Raw genomic sequence first — 15076 nt, 5'->3', positions numbered from 1 at the left:
TTCCATTCAGCGATTATGACAGTTTTAAGTCAGCTGTTGGTTAGTAGGCGTTAGAGACTATGACGGTCGTGCAAAGGCGATGCTCTCCTGTCCCGGACGCGCTGCAACGCGCAAGCGTTGCGGCGCAGAGCCGGGACCCAGCAGGCTACGTCGCTCGCTGCTGCATGGGCCCCGGCTCTGCAGCGCATCACTTCGTGCTGCGCAGCGTCCGGAGCACGCGTCCGGAGTTTTCGCGCACGCCTCTCTCCACATCGTCGTTGCGAGCGCAGCGAAGCAATCCGGAATCTTTCCACAGAGGCAGTCTAGATTGCTTCGCTGCGCTCGCAATGACGGAGTGTGGGGTGACGGCGCCGCTCATTTAATTCGTAGGATGGGTAGAGCGAAGCGAAACCCATCAACGCTTTCTCCGTGTTGAAACATGATGGGTTTCGCAAGGGCTCTACCCATCCGACGCCTCGCAGACACACCTGCGCATTCTCGCGGCTCATTTCGCCCGAGCTTTGCTTCCGTCATCTCGCCCTCGACTGAAAGAGGGCGCAGGAAAGGCCGGGAGCCGGCTGACTCCCATGGACCGCCATGCCCAACGCAATCTGCGTGCGCTACAATGCACAGCGGGTAACAGGGCAACCGGAGACATCCCGGCCTTCCCTGCGCAGTGGTTTTACGGCTTATGTCGTGCTCTCCCCGGGGAGCGATGCACTATTGCCCCCGTCGCCTCGCGGATGGCTGATGCGCCTGTCCGGTCGGACAGCACACATCACCACAAGACTTGGCGCACAGACCCCGGGCGCCAGGACCACACGATTTCGCCGTACGCCGATCACACCTGTCGTTGGCGCAAGGTCTTCGCTCACGGTTGCCCGCCCTGCGATGCCCTTCGCGCCGATGTAACCTGCGTCCACCGCCGCCCAGCCCGCGTTCGTGACGATCGCGATACGCCCCTTTTCCTTGGGCCGGGTTGCGGGACACATACGCCGTTTCCGAATTTCGGTAAAGTGGAATATTTTTGGCGGCGCGGGTTGACCGGCGGTTTGGGTGTTTTGCCCGACGGGCAACGCAAGGGATTGATGTTCAGGGTGGCAAAGCGACTTGTCCGCCGTAGCTCGAAGAGCGAAGGCGGAAGCGTGCCCACCCTTGCCGAATGCGATGGTCGAGAGGTGGTGGGCACGGCGCGCAAGTGCGCGCGCCTTTGCCCACCCTACAGACCGTCATGCCAACCTCTCAATCACCAGATCCAGCAGCGCGCGGAGCCGAGCCAGGCGCTTGAGGTCGCGGTGATAGCCGACGAAGGTATCGCGGCCGGGCGGCGACGTACCGATGTCGAGCGCGACCAGCCTTCGGTCGCGGTCGCCGAGCGGGCGCGGCAGCACGGCCAATCCCCCGCCGCTCGCACAGAGCTCGGCCTGCGCCTGCCTGTTGTTGCTGCGCGAGGCGACCTCCGCATGGGGCAGCGTACGCTTCAGCCAGACCGCATCGGGCATGTCGGAGAATTCGACGTTCATGGTCACGACGCGGACCCCGCGGCCGTCGCCCGCGCGCGGCGGCTTGCTGCCCTTCCTGCCATAGAGCGCGTAGGGAATGTGCAGCAGCTTCCTGGAAATGACTTCGGGCTCGCTGAACGGCTTGATGCGGAAGACGAGATCGGCCTCGCGGCGCGGCAGGCTGTAGAGGCGCGCATCGGTCAGGAGCTCGACGGTCACCCTCGGATGGCGCTTGCCGAAGGCGGCAATCACCGGCGACAGCATCACCGTCCCGAACCAGTCCGACGACGACAGGCGCAAAAGGCCATCGAGCTGCGTCTCAGCGCCGGAGGCGTGCCGCTCCAGCGCGAGCGCCTCCTCCTCGATCCTCTCGGCGTAGCGCAACACGGCGGTGCCCTCGTCGGTGAGGACAAAGCCGTCGGCGGTGCGCTGGAACAGCGTCTGTCCCAACGCCTGTTCGAGCGCGCGAAGCCGCCGGCCCATGGTCGGCTGGGTCCGGCCGATTTTTCGCGCGGCAGCGCCGAGCGTGCCTTCGCGCGCAATCGCCAGGAAGATACGCAGATCGCTCCAGTCCATGAGAATCCGGCCAAACAAAATTGTATGACCATCGTACAGCGTTGTTCCTTCTCATGCAAAATTTCATGGGCATATTGAAGGCCGACAACGGAGCGAGACGGCCATGACGAGACAATCGACGATGCGCGCAGCGATCCTGGAGACCCACAACGCGCCGCTGCGGCTCTCAAGCATCTCCACGCCCGAGATCGGCCCGCACGAGGTGCTCGTGCGGGTGCGCACGAGCGGGATCAATCCGCTCGACACCAAGATCCATGCCGGCGCGGCGGCGCATGCGCGCCATCCGCTGCCTGCAATTCCCGGGATCGATCTCGCCGGCGTGATCGAGCAGGCTGGGCACGAGGTGACGCGGTTCAAGCCGGGCGACGAAGTCTATGGCATGACCGGAGGCGTCGGCGGCGTACAGGGCTCGCTGGCCGAATTCGCCGCGGTCGATGCCGATCTGCTGGCGCCAAAGCCCGCCAATCTCAGCATGCGGGAAGCGGCTGCTCTGCCCCTGATATTCACCACGGCGTGGGAAGGCCTGATCGACCGCGCCTCGCTCAAGGCCGGCCAGAAAGTGTTGATCCATGGCGGCGCCGGCGGCGTCGGTCATGTCGCGATCCAGATCGCGCGCGCCTTTGGAGCGAACGTGTTCGCTACCGGCTCGGTGGCGCAGCGCGCCACCATCGAAGGTCTTGGCGCGGTGTTCATCGACCGCAGCACCCCGGTCGAAGCCTACGTTTCGCAGCATACCGGCGGCCGCGGCTTCGACATCGTCTACGACACGGTCGGCGGCAAGGTGCTCGACGCCTCCTTTGAGGCGGCGCGCCGCTTCGGCCATGTGGTGAGTGCGCTCGGCTGGGGCACGCACGCGCTTGCGCCGCTGTCGTTCCGCGCCGCCACCTATTCCGGCGTGTTCACGCTGCTACCGCTGCTGTCCGGCGAAGGCCGCGCGCATCATGGAGAGATCATGATGGAGGCGACGCGCCTGGTCGAGGCCGGCAAGCTCGTGCCGATGCTCGATGGCAGGCGCTTCACATTGGAGGATGTGGGCGAGGCCTATGCGCTGATCCGCGATCACGCAGCGAAGGGCAAGCTGGTCGTCGATGTCTGAGAGGAAGCCTGTCGCCCGGATCGAGCGTGCGCTCCATCCGGGCTGCGAGGCAGCGCGCCGCTAGTCCTCGCTCGACGCCGCAGAACGGTTGCGCAAAGGGGCCTGGGACAACAGGAAGAACAACGCGCGCTCGCCCTGATATTTGGCGGACGGACGCGTGCGCTCGAAGCCGTCGGCAAATATCTTGCCGGACTGGTCGCACACCTGCCACCGCCAGCCAAACCGCTTGCGCCTGGTGAGGATCACTTCGAACATGCCGACGAGCCTGGTCCCCTGCTCCATGCCGGTCTCGCAAGGCATGCGCCTGCTCCGGCCTCCCCCGTTAGACGGACGCCCGACATATAGCGCAGCAGGATGGAAAGAGAATAAGATTGATCATCGGAAATCCGTATCTTCCACCGGTCGTGGGGGCAGGCGTGCCGCCTCTGGAATGAGCCCACAAGAGGCATCCGGTGGCGCTGCCAGTATTCAAGACAGAACACAGGTGGCGGAGGCGAAGAGCAATTGCTTGGCAGGACCCACGCCGAAGGCAGCGGTATTAGGAGATGCACACCCGTGCGCGCGATGAGAATTGTTGTGCCGAGCGTCTCGCTGCGGGCGGCACCGCCGCCCGAGCCCTAGCGCGCTACCACTTCGACTTCGCCATCGACGCCGTTGACGACGTTGAAACCGCGCTCGTAGACCTTGCCCTCGTTCTTGGCGATGGCGCGGTATTCGCCCTCGGACAGCACGACGCGCGGGAAGGCGCCGATCGATTCCTTGATGACGTCGCCGCCCGGGGTCAGCACCGACCAGGCGGTGTTGGCGAGCGCCTCGCCGCCCCTGTCGCTGACCAGCTTGAGCGTGATGACGGCGGCGCGGTGGGTGATGGTGACATCGGTGAGCTTGCCGGCCTGGACGCGGATGTCCGAGCGCACCACCGAATTGGCGTCGCCATAGTTGGAGACGATGTAGTAGGTGCCCTCCGGGATCAGCACGACGTCGCCGGCGGCGACATTGGGCACCAGCGAGGCGCGCTCGCCGGATTCGAACTGGCTGCCCTTGTAGATCGCGAACGAGATCTGGTTCTGCGGAATGCGGCTGGTGCCGACGCGGCCTTCGATGCGCAGCCCGCCGGCCGGCAGCACGAAGGATTCGCGGTCGGTCTCGGCCTTCAGGCTGACGGTGCGCACCGCGCTGACGAGGCCGAAGGCGACGTGGACGACATAGTTGCCTGGCGGCAGCACGATGTTGGGGGTGGCACTGCGATCTTCGCGGATCAGCTTGAAGGTGCCGTTCTCGTCGGGACGGTCGGCGAACACGCGCCAGACCAGGCCGCTGGTGATCGGGGCTGAGTCCTTGCCGTATTTCGCCGTCAGCGAGAGCACGCCCTGTCCGGGCACGGCCGCATTCAGCGGGGCGGCCAGCGGCACGGTCGTGACTGCAGGCGGCGGCATGCTGGGCGTAGCGGGCTGCAGCAGCGTCGGCGGCAGGCTTGGGGGTCCTGCGCCCAGCCCGGAGGGTGGTGCCAGATTGATGGCGTTGCCGGGGTCGGGCACCGATGCCGGCGGCACCGGCGGCGGGCGATCGGAGAAAAGCTGCGCCTGCGCAGCATTTTGGCCCGAGATCACGAGGCACGCGGCAAGGATCAGCGCCGGCAGCAGCCTGCCGCTGCGCCGCCATCCGATGATGCCGTCACCCCCGCGTGTCATGTTCCCTGCTTTTCACCGAAAACGCGGCAAATTCAAGCCTCTAAAACCCCCAAGAAATAGGCCTCGCTTACGGCCCCTCCTTCCCTGGAACCGGATTGACGCCTGCGTGATTATTCCCAGAGCAACCGTCCATCGCCATACTCCTGCCCTGTGCGCTTCCCAAAGCGGCATAAACCATGCTTCGCCCCTGAGATGGCGGAGCTCAGGAACGGTCCCTAGTCTGGTGGTTGGTTGGGGCTGGCCCGGCGTAGGAGAGTTTCGGTGCTGGACATCTTGAAAGGTCGGAGCGCGAACGGCTCGAACGGCGAGAAGGTTGGTCTCGGCAGCATCCGCCGGCCGGTCATTGGCCTTGCGCTCGGCGGCGGCGCGGCGCGCGGCTTTGCCCATATCGGCATCCTGAGGACCTTGCTCAGCAACGGCATCGTGCCCGACGTCGTGGTCGGAACGTCAATTGGCGCCGTGGTCGGCGGGGCCTATGCGACCGGCCAGCTCGACACGTTCGAAGAATGGGGCCGCAGCCTGCAAGGCATGCGCAACATCCTCGGCTATCTCGACATCCGCCTCAACGGCTCGGGCCTGATCGGCGGCGAGAAGCTGGCAACCCGGCTGGAAGAGGCGATCGGCCAGACCCTGATCGAAGACCTGCCAGTCAAGTTCGCGACCGTCGCGACCGAAGTCCGCACCGGCCATGAGATCTGGCTGACCCGCGGCCGCGTTGTCGACGCGATGCGCGCCTCCTATGCCCTGCCCGGCATCTTCTCGCCCGTGCTGATCGGCGACCGCTGGCTGGTCGACGGCGCGCTGGTCAATCCGGTGCCGGTCTCGGCCGCGCGCGCGCTCGGCGCCGAAATCGTCATCGCGGCAAACCTTTCCAGCGACATCTTCACCCATTCCACGACCATTTATTCGCACGGCGCGATGCCCACACCGGTCGCGCCGGTGGCCGAGGAGGCGACCGCCAAGCGGCGCTTCCCGCGGCTCTTCTCGCCCGAGAAGACCATGAAACGAGAGTTCTTCGGCGGCGGTGGACGCCCCGGCATCTCCTCGGTGATGGTCGATGCGTTCAACATCATGCAGGACCGCATCACCCGCGCCCGCCTCGCCGGCGATCCGCCCGACATGCTGATCACGCCCCGGGTCGGGCAGTTCGGCTGGTTCGACTTCCACCGCGCCGAGGATCTGATCGCGCACGGCGCACGCGCCGCAGAGCGTGCGCTGGACTCGATCCAGGAAGCGATCCACGTGCTGGCGCCGCCGCCCGAGGGTGCCGCGCCCAAAGCCGCGGAGTAAGGCCGGTCAGGCGGTCTTGATGTAGTCGCGCAGGGCTTCCTGCTCCAACTCGTATTCCTGGACCCGGCGCTTGACGACGTCGCCGATCGAGATCAGGCCGACCACCTTGCCGTTGTCGATCACGGGCAGATGGCGAAACTTGCCTGTTGTCATCGTCTCCATGAGTTCGGCGACCGTGTCGGTCTCCTTGCAAGTAACGACCTTGCGGGTCATGACCTCCGAGACCGGCTCCTCCAAGACGCCGGCGCCGCGCTCGCCGAGCACGCGGACGATGTCGCGCTCCGACAGGATGCCTTCCAGCCGATTCTGGTTCATCACCAGCACCGCGCCGATCTTCTTCTCACCGAGCAGCTCGATCGCGGCAGCCAGCTTGGCGCCCGGCTCGACGCTCATGATCTGGTGGCCCTTGGTGTCCAGAATGGAACGTACCGTCATTGTCGCCTCCCTGAATCGGAGTCGTCCGCCTTGTGGCGGTCCGAACTTGTTCGCGAGTCTTCAACTAACAGTTTTGGCGCGGGTTTCACGCTCGCGCGCTTGTCGAAGCGTTGCCTCTATGGGCTTGTCGCTTCGGAACATTCTTCCAGGGAATGATGGATGAATTCGGGCCGCGCCGCAAGCACAGCTTCAAACGCGGTCGGAAGCGTCCCGTGATGACGCATCCGCAGCATCGCTTCGCACGCGCGGCACCGGATCGAACAGCGCGAACAGCAACAGGCCGGCGAAGAAGCCGCCGATATGCGCCTGCCATGCGACGCTGGTGGTCTCGGCATCGATGCCGATCGCGCCGACGCCGAAGATGATGTTGACGCCGAACCACACGGCGAGGAAGCCGACCACCCGCCCGTCGCGCAGCGCACGCGACAGCGGCAGCGCGGGAACCTTCGCGGCGGTATCGGCATCCGATCGGCTGAACGACAGGAAGCTGCCGCGGACGAAGGCAAAGCGGATCGCGGCGGCCATCGCGCCCGACACCGAGGCCGAAGCGCCGATCATCGGCGCCACCGCGTGCTCATGGGTGATGAGATGGGCGAGCGCGCCGGCCGCCGCCGTGACCGCCAGGAAGACGAAGAACCTGACCGCGCCGAACCGCCGCGCCAGCGCACTGCCGAACGGCAACAGCCACAGCACGTTGAAGCCGAGATGGGTGAGATTGGCGTGCAGCAGCGAATAGGTGACGAAAGTCCAGACTTTCGCGCCCGCCCCGCCCGGGATCTGCAGATTGAGCAGCGAGGCATCGTAGCGCTTTGGGATGAAGCCGAAGACGTCGATGGTCCAGTTCTCGAGCTCCGGCGGCAGCAGCACCCGCAGATGGATCACCGCCAAAAGCAGGATGTAGGCGGTCAGCGCCACGGGCAGCGTCAGGATCGGCTCGCGCGGAGCCTCCTCAACGACGGCCGGCACGTTCGGTGACGAATCTTGCGGGGAATCCAAGGCAGCTTCGCTTTCGGGCGCGATCGGAGCGACTAGACTGGAGATAGTCGCCTTTACCGTCCCTGCGCAAGTGCACAAAAGGAAATCGCGCGGAGTCGAATTTGACACCCGGACAGGGGTACTGGACCCCGGCTCTGCAGCGCATCACTGAAGGACGATGCTTCGCATCGCCAGGGGAGTGCTGCGCTGCGTCGAGCGCTGATGGCCGAAAAAAGGAAAAGGCAGGGCTCTGGGAAAGCCCTGCCTGTCCGTGCCGGTCTTCCGGTTGCCGGAGAGATAAGGCGTATCCCCTCCCCTCCCCGCGACTCGTGACCAAACTGTTTGACGCCCCTAAGTACAGGCCCCGCCGAGAACCTGGAGAAAGCGGCGAGGCTTGCGACCGCGGTCACCATAGCAGGCGCGCGGCCGACACAAAGCGCATAGTTAATTTAACGTTAATGACGCAAAGACCGCCTCAACAGGCCCGAAAACGCCGCTGCGGCATGGACGCTGCAAATCCCCTCCTGCACAACAACAGAAGGGATCGCGGGTGCACTGAAGCGGGACAGATCTGTCCCTTCGAGGTTGCCCCCCGGGCGAGCGTTCAGTCATGAAACATCCGTCGAGCCGCGCGTTCTTCGCCTATTGGGACAAGAAGCGCGGCACTGCACGGGCCCCTGACAGGGCCGACATCGATCCGGCCGCGGTCCGCGGCCTGCTCGGCGACATCTTCGTGCTGTCCTGCGAGCCCCATCTCGGCTTCCCGTTCCGCGTCGCCGGCACGCGCGTCTGCGCGCTGGCAGGGCGTGACCTCAAGGACCAGAGCTTTGCGGCCCTGTTCGATGATGCGAGCCGGAGCGAGATCGAGGAGATCACGACCATCGTCGCCGACGAGGCGCTCGGCGCGATCGCCGGCGTCACCGCCGCGCGCGAGGACGGCAGCAAGGCCTATCTCGAGCTGTTGCTGCTGCCCTTCAACGCCCGCCCGCACACGCCGGTGAGCGTGACCGGCGTGCTCGCGCCGTTCGACGACGAATGCGGCGCGCTCGGCAGCTTCACCCTCACCTCCTGGCGCTACCTGCACCAGCCGGAGAAGCTGCTGCCGCGCGCGATCCGGAAATTGCAGATCGCACGCGGGCTGATGGTGTATGAGGGGCTGAGATAGTCTCCCGCCCGACGCACAGCATCGCGCGAGACGAGCTCGCCGCGGGACATATCAACACGCATGCGGATGGCCGTTTTTGCCGGATCTGCGTCATTCCTGATGTCGTTGCGAGCAGTTAGCTTCCGCCTCGCGTGAAGCAACGAGGATCGGGTGACCTCATCATGACATGGCGCATTCTGGCGTTGAGTGGCGTCGGCTGCGTGGCGTTGCTGGCGGTCATCGGCGCAACCTGGTTGTTCCTGCTGCCTGGCGCGCCGGCTCCGGGAACCGCGCCTGCGATATCCAAGGACGAGACCGATGCGACCCTTGCGGCGCTGAAGCCGCCGAAGCGCAAGCGTCCCCTGATCGCCATCGTCGGCATCAACGACATGAGCGAGACGACCGACTATCTGATGCCATACGGCATCCTCTCGCGCGCTGACGTCGCCGACGTCCTCACATTGGCGACGCAGCCCGGACCCGTCACGCTCTATCCCGCGCTGAAAGTGCAGCCGCACGCGACCATCGCCGAGTTCGATGCGGCCTATCCCGACGGCGCCGATTACGTGATCGTGCCCGCGATGAGCCGCGAAGACGATGCCGTGGCGTTACAGTGGATCAAGAGCCAGGCCAGCAAGGGTGCGATCATCGTTGGCGTCTGCGTCGGCGCGAAGGTCGTTGCCAACGCCGGACTGCTCGACGGCCGGCGGGCGACCACGCACTGGTATTCGGTGCGCGACCTGCAAAAGCATTCTGCGATCCGCTATGTCGCGGATCGCCGGCTGGTGGTCGACCGCGGCGTTGCGACGACGACCGGCATCACCGCATCGATGCCGATGGCCCTGACCCTGCTCGAGGCCATCGCCGGACGTGCCAAGGCGGAGGCGGTCGCCCAGGAGATCGGACTTGCGGAATGGGATGCGCGCCACCGCAGCGAGGCGTTCCGGTTCACGCGCCCCTTTGCGCTGACCGCGATCGCCAACACGCTTGCATTCTGGAACCGCGAGCAACTCGGCATCGCGCTGATGCCTGATGTCGACGAGGTGCCGCTTGCGCTGGTCGCCGATGCGTGGTCGCGCACCTATCGCTCGCGTGCCCTCACCTTCGCGGCCACGGCAGAGGCGAAGACCAGCCGCGGCGGTCTTCGCATCCTGCCGGACGAGGTCGCGGCCGGCTGGCCGGCAAAGCTGACGCCGCCGGCCGCCGTCGACCTGCCGCCGGCGCGAGCGCTGGACCGGGCGCTGGACGCCATCGATGCACGCTACGGGGCGCGCACGGCCGACTTCGTCGCGATGCAGGTGGAATATCCGAGATGACGGCACGGCCGTGCGCCGGCTGTCGGCATTCAACGGCCGGCGCACGATGCGCCGTTACGGCATCGCCAGATGCCAGGCGCCGTTCAGAAAACCGTCGCCGGTGATGTCGCCGGGCTTCTGGTCCTTGGCGAAGGTGTAGAGCGGCTTGCCCTTGTAGGCCCATTGCTTGGAGCCGTCGTCGCGCGTGATGATGGTGTAGCCGTCGCCGGCGGTGTCGCTCGCCTCGGCTTTCAGCACCGGCCAGTTCGTCGCGCATGGACCGTTGCAGGCGGACTTGCCGTCCATGTCCTTGTCGAAGGTGTAGAGCGTCATGCCCTTGGCATCGGTGAGCACGTTGCCCTTGTCGGTCTTGCCGGTCTTGGTCGGCTGCGCGGCGAAGGCGGCGGGAACGATCGCGAGCGAGAGCGCGACCGTGAGCACGAGGCGGATCGAGGACGTCATGGGTTCTCCTGTCATGCAATTGGCTTGCATGGGTAGGACGCCGCGCAAAGCATTGTATTCCTGGGATGGCGGCAAAGATATTTTTCGCTGCGCGCCTCGACGCAGCGGAATAAACTGGATGATGTGAAACGGAACCACGGATCGAGATGAGCAAGCCGCATTGGCGTCCCGCGCACGCATTCGACCTGCCCGCGATCGGCGCGATCGCGGCACGGATTCATCCCGATCTTCCCGAAAGCCTGGAGGTGTTCGCCGAGAAGATGCGGCTCTATCCCGATGGATGCCGCGTGCTTGCCGGCGACGACGAGATCGCCGGCTACGGGCTTTCGCATCCCTGGAAGCAGCACCGGATCCCGCCGCTCGGCGACTTGCTCGCACGACTGCCTGACGATGCGGATTGCCTCTACGTCCACGACGTCGCCATATTGCCCGATTTTCGAGGCGGCGTTCTGCGCGCATATATCGCTGACATCGAACAGCTCGCGCGCTCATCCGGCATCACGGTGCTCGCACTGGTCTCGGTCTACGCCACGTGGCCGCTGTGGGAACATCTTGGCTTTCGAGCCGTCACCGCGGATGCGGAACTGCGCGCGAAGCTCGCCTCCTACGGCAAAGGCGCGACCTATATGCTGCGCGACCTCGCTGCGGCGTAACGTCCCTCCCCGACTGCCCCGGCTCACGCGGGCGTGAAACCGCCGTCTCGAACCGACTTGGATCAGCCTCCGTCGAAGCGATGTGCGAGCCGTTCCGGTCTCGCCGAACCGAGGCTGGAGAATGTCCATGAAACTCACATTGTCGAAAGTTGCTCTTCTTGCATGCGTTGCGACGGCCGCGTTCACCGCGACCGGCGCCAACGCGGCGCAGTACCGCACCTATGGCTGCGACACCGCCTTTTTCGAAGGCTGCGGCGTCCTGATCGAGACGCCGAACGTCGGCAGAAAACCGACCACCGTAATCCATCGCGACACCTCGCCCACCTACATGAAGCAGACCGATCCCCGCTACAGCTCGTCGATGCGTGATGCCGGTGGTGGTGGTGGCGGCGGAGGTGGCGGTGGTGGCGGCGGTGGCCGCTGAGCTCGCCTGACTCTTCAGATGATGGCGCCGGTGCAATCCGGCGGCGTCATTGCCGGCGGGGTTGATCGGCGACCGATCAACCCCGCCGTTTCTTCTTTGCCTTTTTTCCCGACGCGCCCTTCGCCGGCCAGGGCGTGACCGACGGCTCTGCGTGGGCCGGCCTGCTCTTGTGCTTCTTCTTTCCGAAAGAAGGAGCATCGCCGAATTTCGGCGCGTGCTCGCCGTGAGGTTTGCTGCGTGGCTTGAATCCACTTGCCTCGCGCGGGCGATCGTCCCGCTGTTCACGGTGATCGCCGGCCTCGCGCCGGGGCGCGCGAGGGCGCTCCTCCGACGCTTCCGGCCGGCGGGGCGCATCCGTCATCGGCTCGATCCGAATGCTGTCTTCCTTGTCCGGACGCTTGATCTTGGCGGCGAACGACTCCGCGACCCGCTCGGAAATCTCGAACTCGGTGGTGGTGTCCATGATCTTGATGGCGCCGATGTCGCGCTTGTCGATGCCGCCGCGGCGGCAGATCATCGGCAGCAGCCAGCGCGCCTCCGCATTCTTGCGCCGCCCGATCGCGGCGCGGAACCAGACGCTCGCGTCCGCCATGCCGTGCTTGGACGACGCTTTCCCCGACTTCGATCGGGGCTTGGCCGGTCGGTCGTCGCCACCTTCATACCTGTCGCGGCCGCGCTCGTCGCGCGGCCGGCCGGTCCGCTCGCCCGGATCGATGATGTCCTCGGGCGAGGGCAGCCGCGCGCGATAGAGCCGCGCCAGCGCCGCGGCGATATCCTCGGGCGAGCGCTCGGCCAAGAGCGCCTGCGCCAGCACCAGATCGTCGGCCGTCGTCTCCTCGGTGAACAGCACGTCCTTCATGCGCTCGTGATCGAGCTTGCGGATTTCATCCGCCTGCGGTGCGGTGCCCCAGACCGCGTCGATGCCCGAAAGATTGAGCAGCAGCTCGGCACGCCGCCGACGTGCGGGCGGCACCAGCAGGACGCTCGTCCCCTTGCGGCCCGCGCGCCCGGTGCGGCCCGAGCGATGCTGCATGACCTCGGCGTCGTTGGGCAAATCGGCATGAATGACGAGGTCGAGGCTCGGCAGATCGATGCCGCGGGCGGCGACGTCGGTCGCGACGCAGACGCGGGCGCGTCCGTCCCGCAGCGATTGCAGCGCCAGGGTGCGCTCGTTCTGCGTCAACTCGCCCGATAGCGCGACCACAGAGAAACCGCGTTCCAGGAGCGCGGCCTGCAAGTGCCTGACGGCATCGCGCGTGCTGCAAAACACCAGCGCGCTCGGCGCCTCGTAGAAGCGCAGCACGTTGACGACGGCATGCTCGACGTCGGCGGGCGCGATGCGGATCGCGCGGTATTCGATATCGGCGTGGCCGCCTTCGTCACCGGCGACCTCGATCCGGTACGCGTCGCGCTGATACTGCCGCGCCAGCGCGACGATGCCGCGCGGAAAGGTCGCCGAGAACAGCAAAGTGCGGCGCGTCTCCGGCGTGGTCTCGAGGATGAATTCCATGTCCTCGCGAAAGCCGAGATTGAGCATCTCGTCGGCCTCGTCGAGCACGACGGCGGTCAATTCGGAGATGTCGAGACGGCCGCGGCGCAAATGATCGCAGAGCCGTCCGGGCGTGCCGACGACGATGTGGGCGCCGGCGGCCAGCTCGCGCTGCTCGCGGCGCGGATCCATGCCGCCAACGCAGGAGACGACGCGCCCGCCCGCATGCCCGTAGAGCCAGGCCAGCTCGCGCTGAACCTGAAGCGCGAGCTCGCGGGTCGGCGCCACGATCAAGGCGAGCGGCGCTGCCGCAGCTCCGAACTGCTCGGCATCATCGAGAAGATTCTTGGCGATGGCCAATCCGTAAGCGACGGTCTTGCCGGAGCCGGTCTGGGCCGACACCAGGAGGTCGCGGCCGGCGGCCTCATGGGCGAGCACCGCGAGCTGGACAGGGGTCAATGAATCATAGTTCCGCTCGGCCAAAGCGCGGGCGAGCGGCGGGGTCAGGGCCGGAAAAGACACGGGATGGAGAACCTTGGTTATTTCAGGCGCGGAACAGTGATCCTGCGGACCTGAGCTGCGTGCGCGGCAAACGGCCCGGCCGCACGCTGATTTGATCTGGGCGCTCTTTACGCCAAGCGCCCGGAAATCACCATGCCTTTGATGCATGGCTTTCGGGAGAGAACCGCGCCTGAAGGTTGCAGGGGATTTTTGCGACCGCCTCGATTAACCTCCTCCGAGCGAAGGAGTCGGCCGGCAGCCGAGCCACGTTCAGGTCTGAGTATACGGGGAACAACGATGCGACTGGCAGTCATTTCCGATATCCACGGCAACCTTGTTGCGCTGGAGGCGGTACTGGCCGACATCAAGACACGGGGCGTCGATCGTACGGTCAACCTCGGCGATTGCGTCACCAGCCCGTTGTGGCCAAGGGAAACTTTCGAAGCACTCCAGTCGCTGTCATTGCCGACCGTGCGCGGAAATCATGATCGCTGGATTGAGGAATTTCCAGACGACAAGCTCTCGCCGGCAGGTCTGTTTGCGCGCAACGCGTTGACTGCGGAGCAGCGGCGCGCCCTCCACAGCCTGCCCTCCCAGCTGCGACTGGACGACGGCATCCTGGCCTGCCATGGCACGCCCGAGAACGATACGACGTGCCTGCTCGAGGAATCGCTCGACGACGGCCGCTTCGTGCCGGCACGCCGCGACGTGCTGGAGGCACGCCTTGCGAGCGAGCCGGCGGCGCGCGTGGTGCTGTGTGGCCATAGCCACCGACAGGCCGTCGTTCACGGGCCGCGCGAGTGTCTGGTCCTCAATCCCGGGAGCGTCGGATGCCCGGTCTTCGCGGACATTCCCTTTGCGGCGAAACTGGAACACCGCTCGCCTCACGCCCGCTACGCGATCCTCACGAAGGGAAAAAGGGGCTGGCAGGTCGAACTCCTGGCCCTCGAATACGACTGGGAGGCCGCCTCGGCACGTGCGCTCGCCAACAACCGCCCGGACTGGGCGCACGCCATGCTGTCCGGATACGTCAAATAGGATTTCTCAGATCTCCGCGTAGATCTCCAGCAGATTGCCGTCAGGATCGCGGAAGAACAACGTGCGGTGGCCGAAGGACTGGCTCGTCGGCGGCGACAGCAGCGCCACGCCTTGCCGCAGCAACTCATCGGCGCATTGATCGACCTCGGCGGCCGAGACCTTGAACGCCAACTGCAGCGAGGCGCTGCCCGGCGGCGTCGGTGCATCGCCGGCGGTGCGGCTTGGCCTTGCCAGCGCCAGCGTGTTGCTGCCGAGGCCATACTCGATCCAGTTCGGCGACAGCTCGCGAAAGAGCGGAAAGGCGAGCACGTCCTCGTAGAAGCGGCGCATCGCGGCCATGTCGCGCACGAAGATGACGGTGTAGTCGATCGCGCGGATGGCCTGGAAGGGGGAGCGGGCGTGCTGGCTAGGTGTCTGCCGGTCTGTCATTTCGTCATTGATCCAAACTCCGACTCGTAGCCCGTATGGAGCGTAGCGGAATACGGGGATCGCGGGCGAGAATCCCGGATTGCGCTTCGCTCCATCC

Annotated in this window: 15 protein-coding genes; 7 read left to right on the top strand and 8 right to left on the bottom strand. The window is 65.8% G+C overall.

What is annotated here, in order from left to right:
• Window positions 1-1208: 1208 nt before the first annotated feature.
• Window positions 1209-2057, bottom strand: a complete 849-nt coding sequence (locus JQ566_RS10040) for a LysR family transcriptional regulator (RefSeq protein ID WP_212372060.1) — start codon at window positions 2055-2057, stop codon at window positions 1209-1211.
• Window positions 2058-2160: 103 nt separating this feature from the next.
• Here JQ566_RS10040 and JQ566_RS10035 point away from each other — a divergent pair, with 103 nt between their 5' ends.
• Window positions 2161-3153, top strand: a complete 993-nt coding sequence (locus JQ566_RS10035) for a zinc-dependent alcohol dehydrogenase family protein (RefSeq protein ID WP_212372059.1) — start codon at window positions 2161-2163, stop codon at window positions 3151-3153.
• A gap of 60 nt (window positions 3154-3213) precedes the next feature.
• Here the strand turns inward: JQ566_RS10035 and JQ566_RS10030 are convergent, their stop codons facing one another.
• Both JQ566_RS10030 and JQ566_RS10025 read right to left on the bottom strand, forming a co-directional pair.
• Window positions 3214-3453 (bottom strand): hypothetical protein, encoded by a 240-nt coding sequence (locus JQ566_RS10030; RefSeq protein ID WP_249139340.1) that lies wholly within the window; start codon window positions 3451-3453, stop codon window positions 3214-3216.
• Window positions 3454-3770: 317 nt separating this feature from the next.
• Window positions 3771-4844, bottom strand: a complete 1074-nt coding sequence (locus JQ566_RS10025) for a hypothetical protein (RefSeq protein ID WP_212372058.1) — start codon at window positions 4842-4844, stop codon at window positions 3771-3773.
• 261 nt (window positions 4845-5105) lie between these two features.
• Here JQ566_RS10025 and JQ566_RS10020 point away from each other — a divergent pair, with 261 nt between their 5' ends.
• A complete protein-coding gene (locus tag JQ566_RS10020) occupies window positions 5106-6134 on the top strand; it encodes a patatin-like phospholipase family protein (protein WP_212372057.1) in 1029 nt (342 codons plus the stop codon).
• 6 nt (window positions 6135-6140) lie between these two features.
• Here JQ566_RS10020 and JQ566_RS10015 read toward each other — a convergent pair whose 3' ends face one another.
• Both JQ566_RS10015 and JQ566_RS10010 read right to left on the bottom strand, forming a co-directional pair.
• Entirely contained in the window at window positions 6141-6569 is a 429-nt protein-coding gene (locus JQ566_RS10015; RefSeq protein ID WP_212372056.1) for a CBS domain-containing protein, read from the bottom strand.
• 189 nt (window positions 6570-6758) lie between these two features.
• On the bottom strand, window positions 6759-7535 hold the full coding sequence (locus tag JQ566_RS10010; RefSeq protein WP_349643313.1) for a rhomboid family intramembrane serine protease: 777 nt from the start codon (window positions 7533-7535) through the stop codon (window positions 6759-6761).
• Between the two features lie 619 nt (window positions 7536-8154).
• Here JQ566_RS10010 and JQ566_RS10005 point away from each other — a divergent pair.
• Both JQ566_RS10005 and JQ566_RS10000 read left to right on the top strand, forming a co-directional pair.
• Window positions 8155-8709, top strand: coding sequence for a PAS domain-containing protein (locus JQ566_RS10005; RefSeq protein WP_212372054.1), 555 nt, complete (start codon window positions 8155-8157; stop codon window positions 8707-8709).
• A gap of 161 nt (window positions 8710-8870) precedes the next feature.
• On the top strand, window positions 8871-10004 hold the full coding sequence (locus JQ566_RS10000; protein ID WP_212372053.1) for a DJ-1/PfpI family protein: 1134 nt from the start codon (window positions 8871-8873) through the stop codon (window positions 10002-10004).
• A gap of 54 nt (window positions 10005-10058) precedes the next feature.
• Here the strand turns inward: JQ566_RS10000 and JQ566_RS09995 are convergent, their stop codons facing one another.
• The gene (locus JQ566_RS09995; RefSeq protein ID WP_212372052.1) at window positions 10059-10445 is read right to left on the bottom strand and encodes a COG4315 family predicted lipoprotein; all 387 of its coding nucleotides are present in this window, start codon (window positions 10443-10445) and stop codon (window positions 10059-10061) included.
• Between the two features lie 146 nt (window positions 10446-10591).
• On the opposite strand from JQ566_RS09995, the gene JQ566_RS09990 reads away from it, so the two are divergent.
• A complete protein-coding gene (locus JQ566_RS09990) occupies window positions 10592-11098 on the top strand; it encodes a GNAT family N-acetyltransferase (RefSeq protein WP_212372051.1) in 507 nt (168 codons plus the stop codon).
• 127 nt (window positions 11099-11225) lie between these two features.
• A complete protein-coding gene (locus JQ566_RS09985; protein WP_212372050.1) occupies window positions 11226-11522 on the top strand; it encodes a hypothetical protein in 297 nt (98 codons plus the stop codon).
• Window positions 11523-11598: 76 nt separating this feature from the next.
• Here JQ566_RS09985 and JQ566_RS09980 read toward each other — a convergent pair whose 3' ends face one another.
• Window positions 11599-13533, bottom strand: a complete 1935-nt coding sequence (locus JQ566_RS09980; RefSeq protein ID WP_212372049.1) for a DEAD/DEAH box helicase — start codon at window positions 13531-13533, stop codon at window positions 11599-11601.
• 276 nt (window positions 13534-13809) lie between these two features.
• Between JQ566_RS09980 and JQ566_RS09975 the strand changes: the two genes are divergently transcribed.
• Entirely contained in the window at window positions 13810-14550 is a 741-nt protein-coding gene (locus JQ566_RS09975) for a metallophosphoesterase family protein (RefSeq protein WP_212372048.1), read from the top strand.
• A gap of 6 nt (window positions 14551-14556) precedes the next feature.
• On the opposite strand, the gene JQ566_RS09970 is transcribed toward JQ566_RS09975, so the two are convergent.
• Complete coding sequence (locus JQ566_RS09970) at window positions 14557-14979, bottom strand: VOC family protein (RefSeq protein ID WP_212372047.1); 423 nt, start codon at window positions 14977-14979, stop codon at window positions 14557-14559.
• Window positions 14980-15076: the final 97 nt, after the last annotated feature.

The organism is Bradyrhizobium sp. SZCCT0231 (assembly GCF_018130245.1).
Lineage (GTDB): Bacteria > Pseudomonadota > Alphaproteobacteria > Rhizobiales > Xanthobacteraceae > Bradyrhizobium > Bradyrhizobium japonicum_F.
Note: the sequence above shows the minus strand (reverse complement) of the source record. Positions and strands in the feature narration are given on the sequence as shown.

What these genes read in the sequence shown, in the direction of transcription:
- JQ566_RS10035 (WP_212372059.1), top strand. Translation starts at nt 2,161, where the DNA reads ATGACGAGACAATCGACGATGCGCGCAGCGATCCTGGAGACCCACAAC.
- JQ566_RS09995 (WP_212372052.1), bottom strand. Translation starts at nt 10,445, where the DNA reads ATGACGTCCTCGATCCGCCTCGTGCTCACGGTCGCGCTCTCGCTCGCG.
- JQ566_RS09990 (WP_212372051.1), top strand. Translation starts at nt 10,592, where the DNA reads ATGAGCAAGCCGCATTGGCGTCCCGCGCACGCATTCGACCTGCCCGCG.
- JQ566_RS10015 (WP_212372056.1), bottom strand. Translation starts at nt 6,569, where the DNA reads ATGACGGTACGTTCCATTCTGGACACCAAGGGCCACCAGATCATGAGC.
- JQ566_RS10025 (WP_212372058.1), bottom strand. Translation starts at nt 4,844, where the DNA reads ATGACACGCGGGGGTGACGGCATCATCGGATGGCGGCGCAGCGGCAGG.
- JQ566_RS09975 (WP_212372048.1), top strand. Translation starts at nt 13,810, where the DNA reads ATGCGACTGGCAGTCATTTCCGATATCCACGGCAACCTTGTTGCGCTG.
- JQ566_RS10005 (WP_212372054.1), top strand. Translation starts at nt 8,155, where the DNA reads ATGAAACATCCGTCGAGCCGCGCGTTCTTCGCCTATTGGGACAAGAAG.
- JQ566_RS09985 (WP_212372050.1), top strand. Translation starts at nt 11,226, where the DNA reads ATGAAACTCACATTGTCGAAAGTTGCTCTTCTTGCATGCGTTGCGACG.
- JQ566_RS10000 (WP_212372053.1), top strand. Translation starts at nt 8,871, where the DNA reads ATGACATGGCGCATTCTGGCGTTGAGTGGCGTCGGCTGCGTGGCGTTG.
- JQ566_RS09970 (WP_212372047.1), bottom strand. Translation starts at nt 14,979, where the DNA reads ATGACAGACCGGCAGACACCTAGCCAGCACGCCCGCTCCCCCTTCCAG.
- JQ566_RS10030 (WP_249139340.1), bottom strand. Translation starts at nt 3,453, where the DNA reads ATGCCTTGCGAGACCGGCATGGAGCAGGGGACCAGGCTCGTCGGCATG.
- JQ566_RS10040 (WP_212372060.1), bottom strand. Translation starts at nt 2,057, where the DNA reads ATGGACTGGAGCGATCTGCGTATCTTCCTGGCGATTGCGCGCGAAGGC.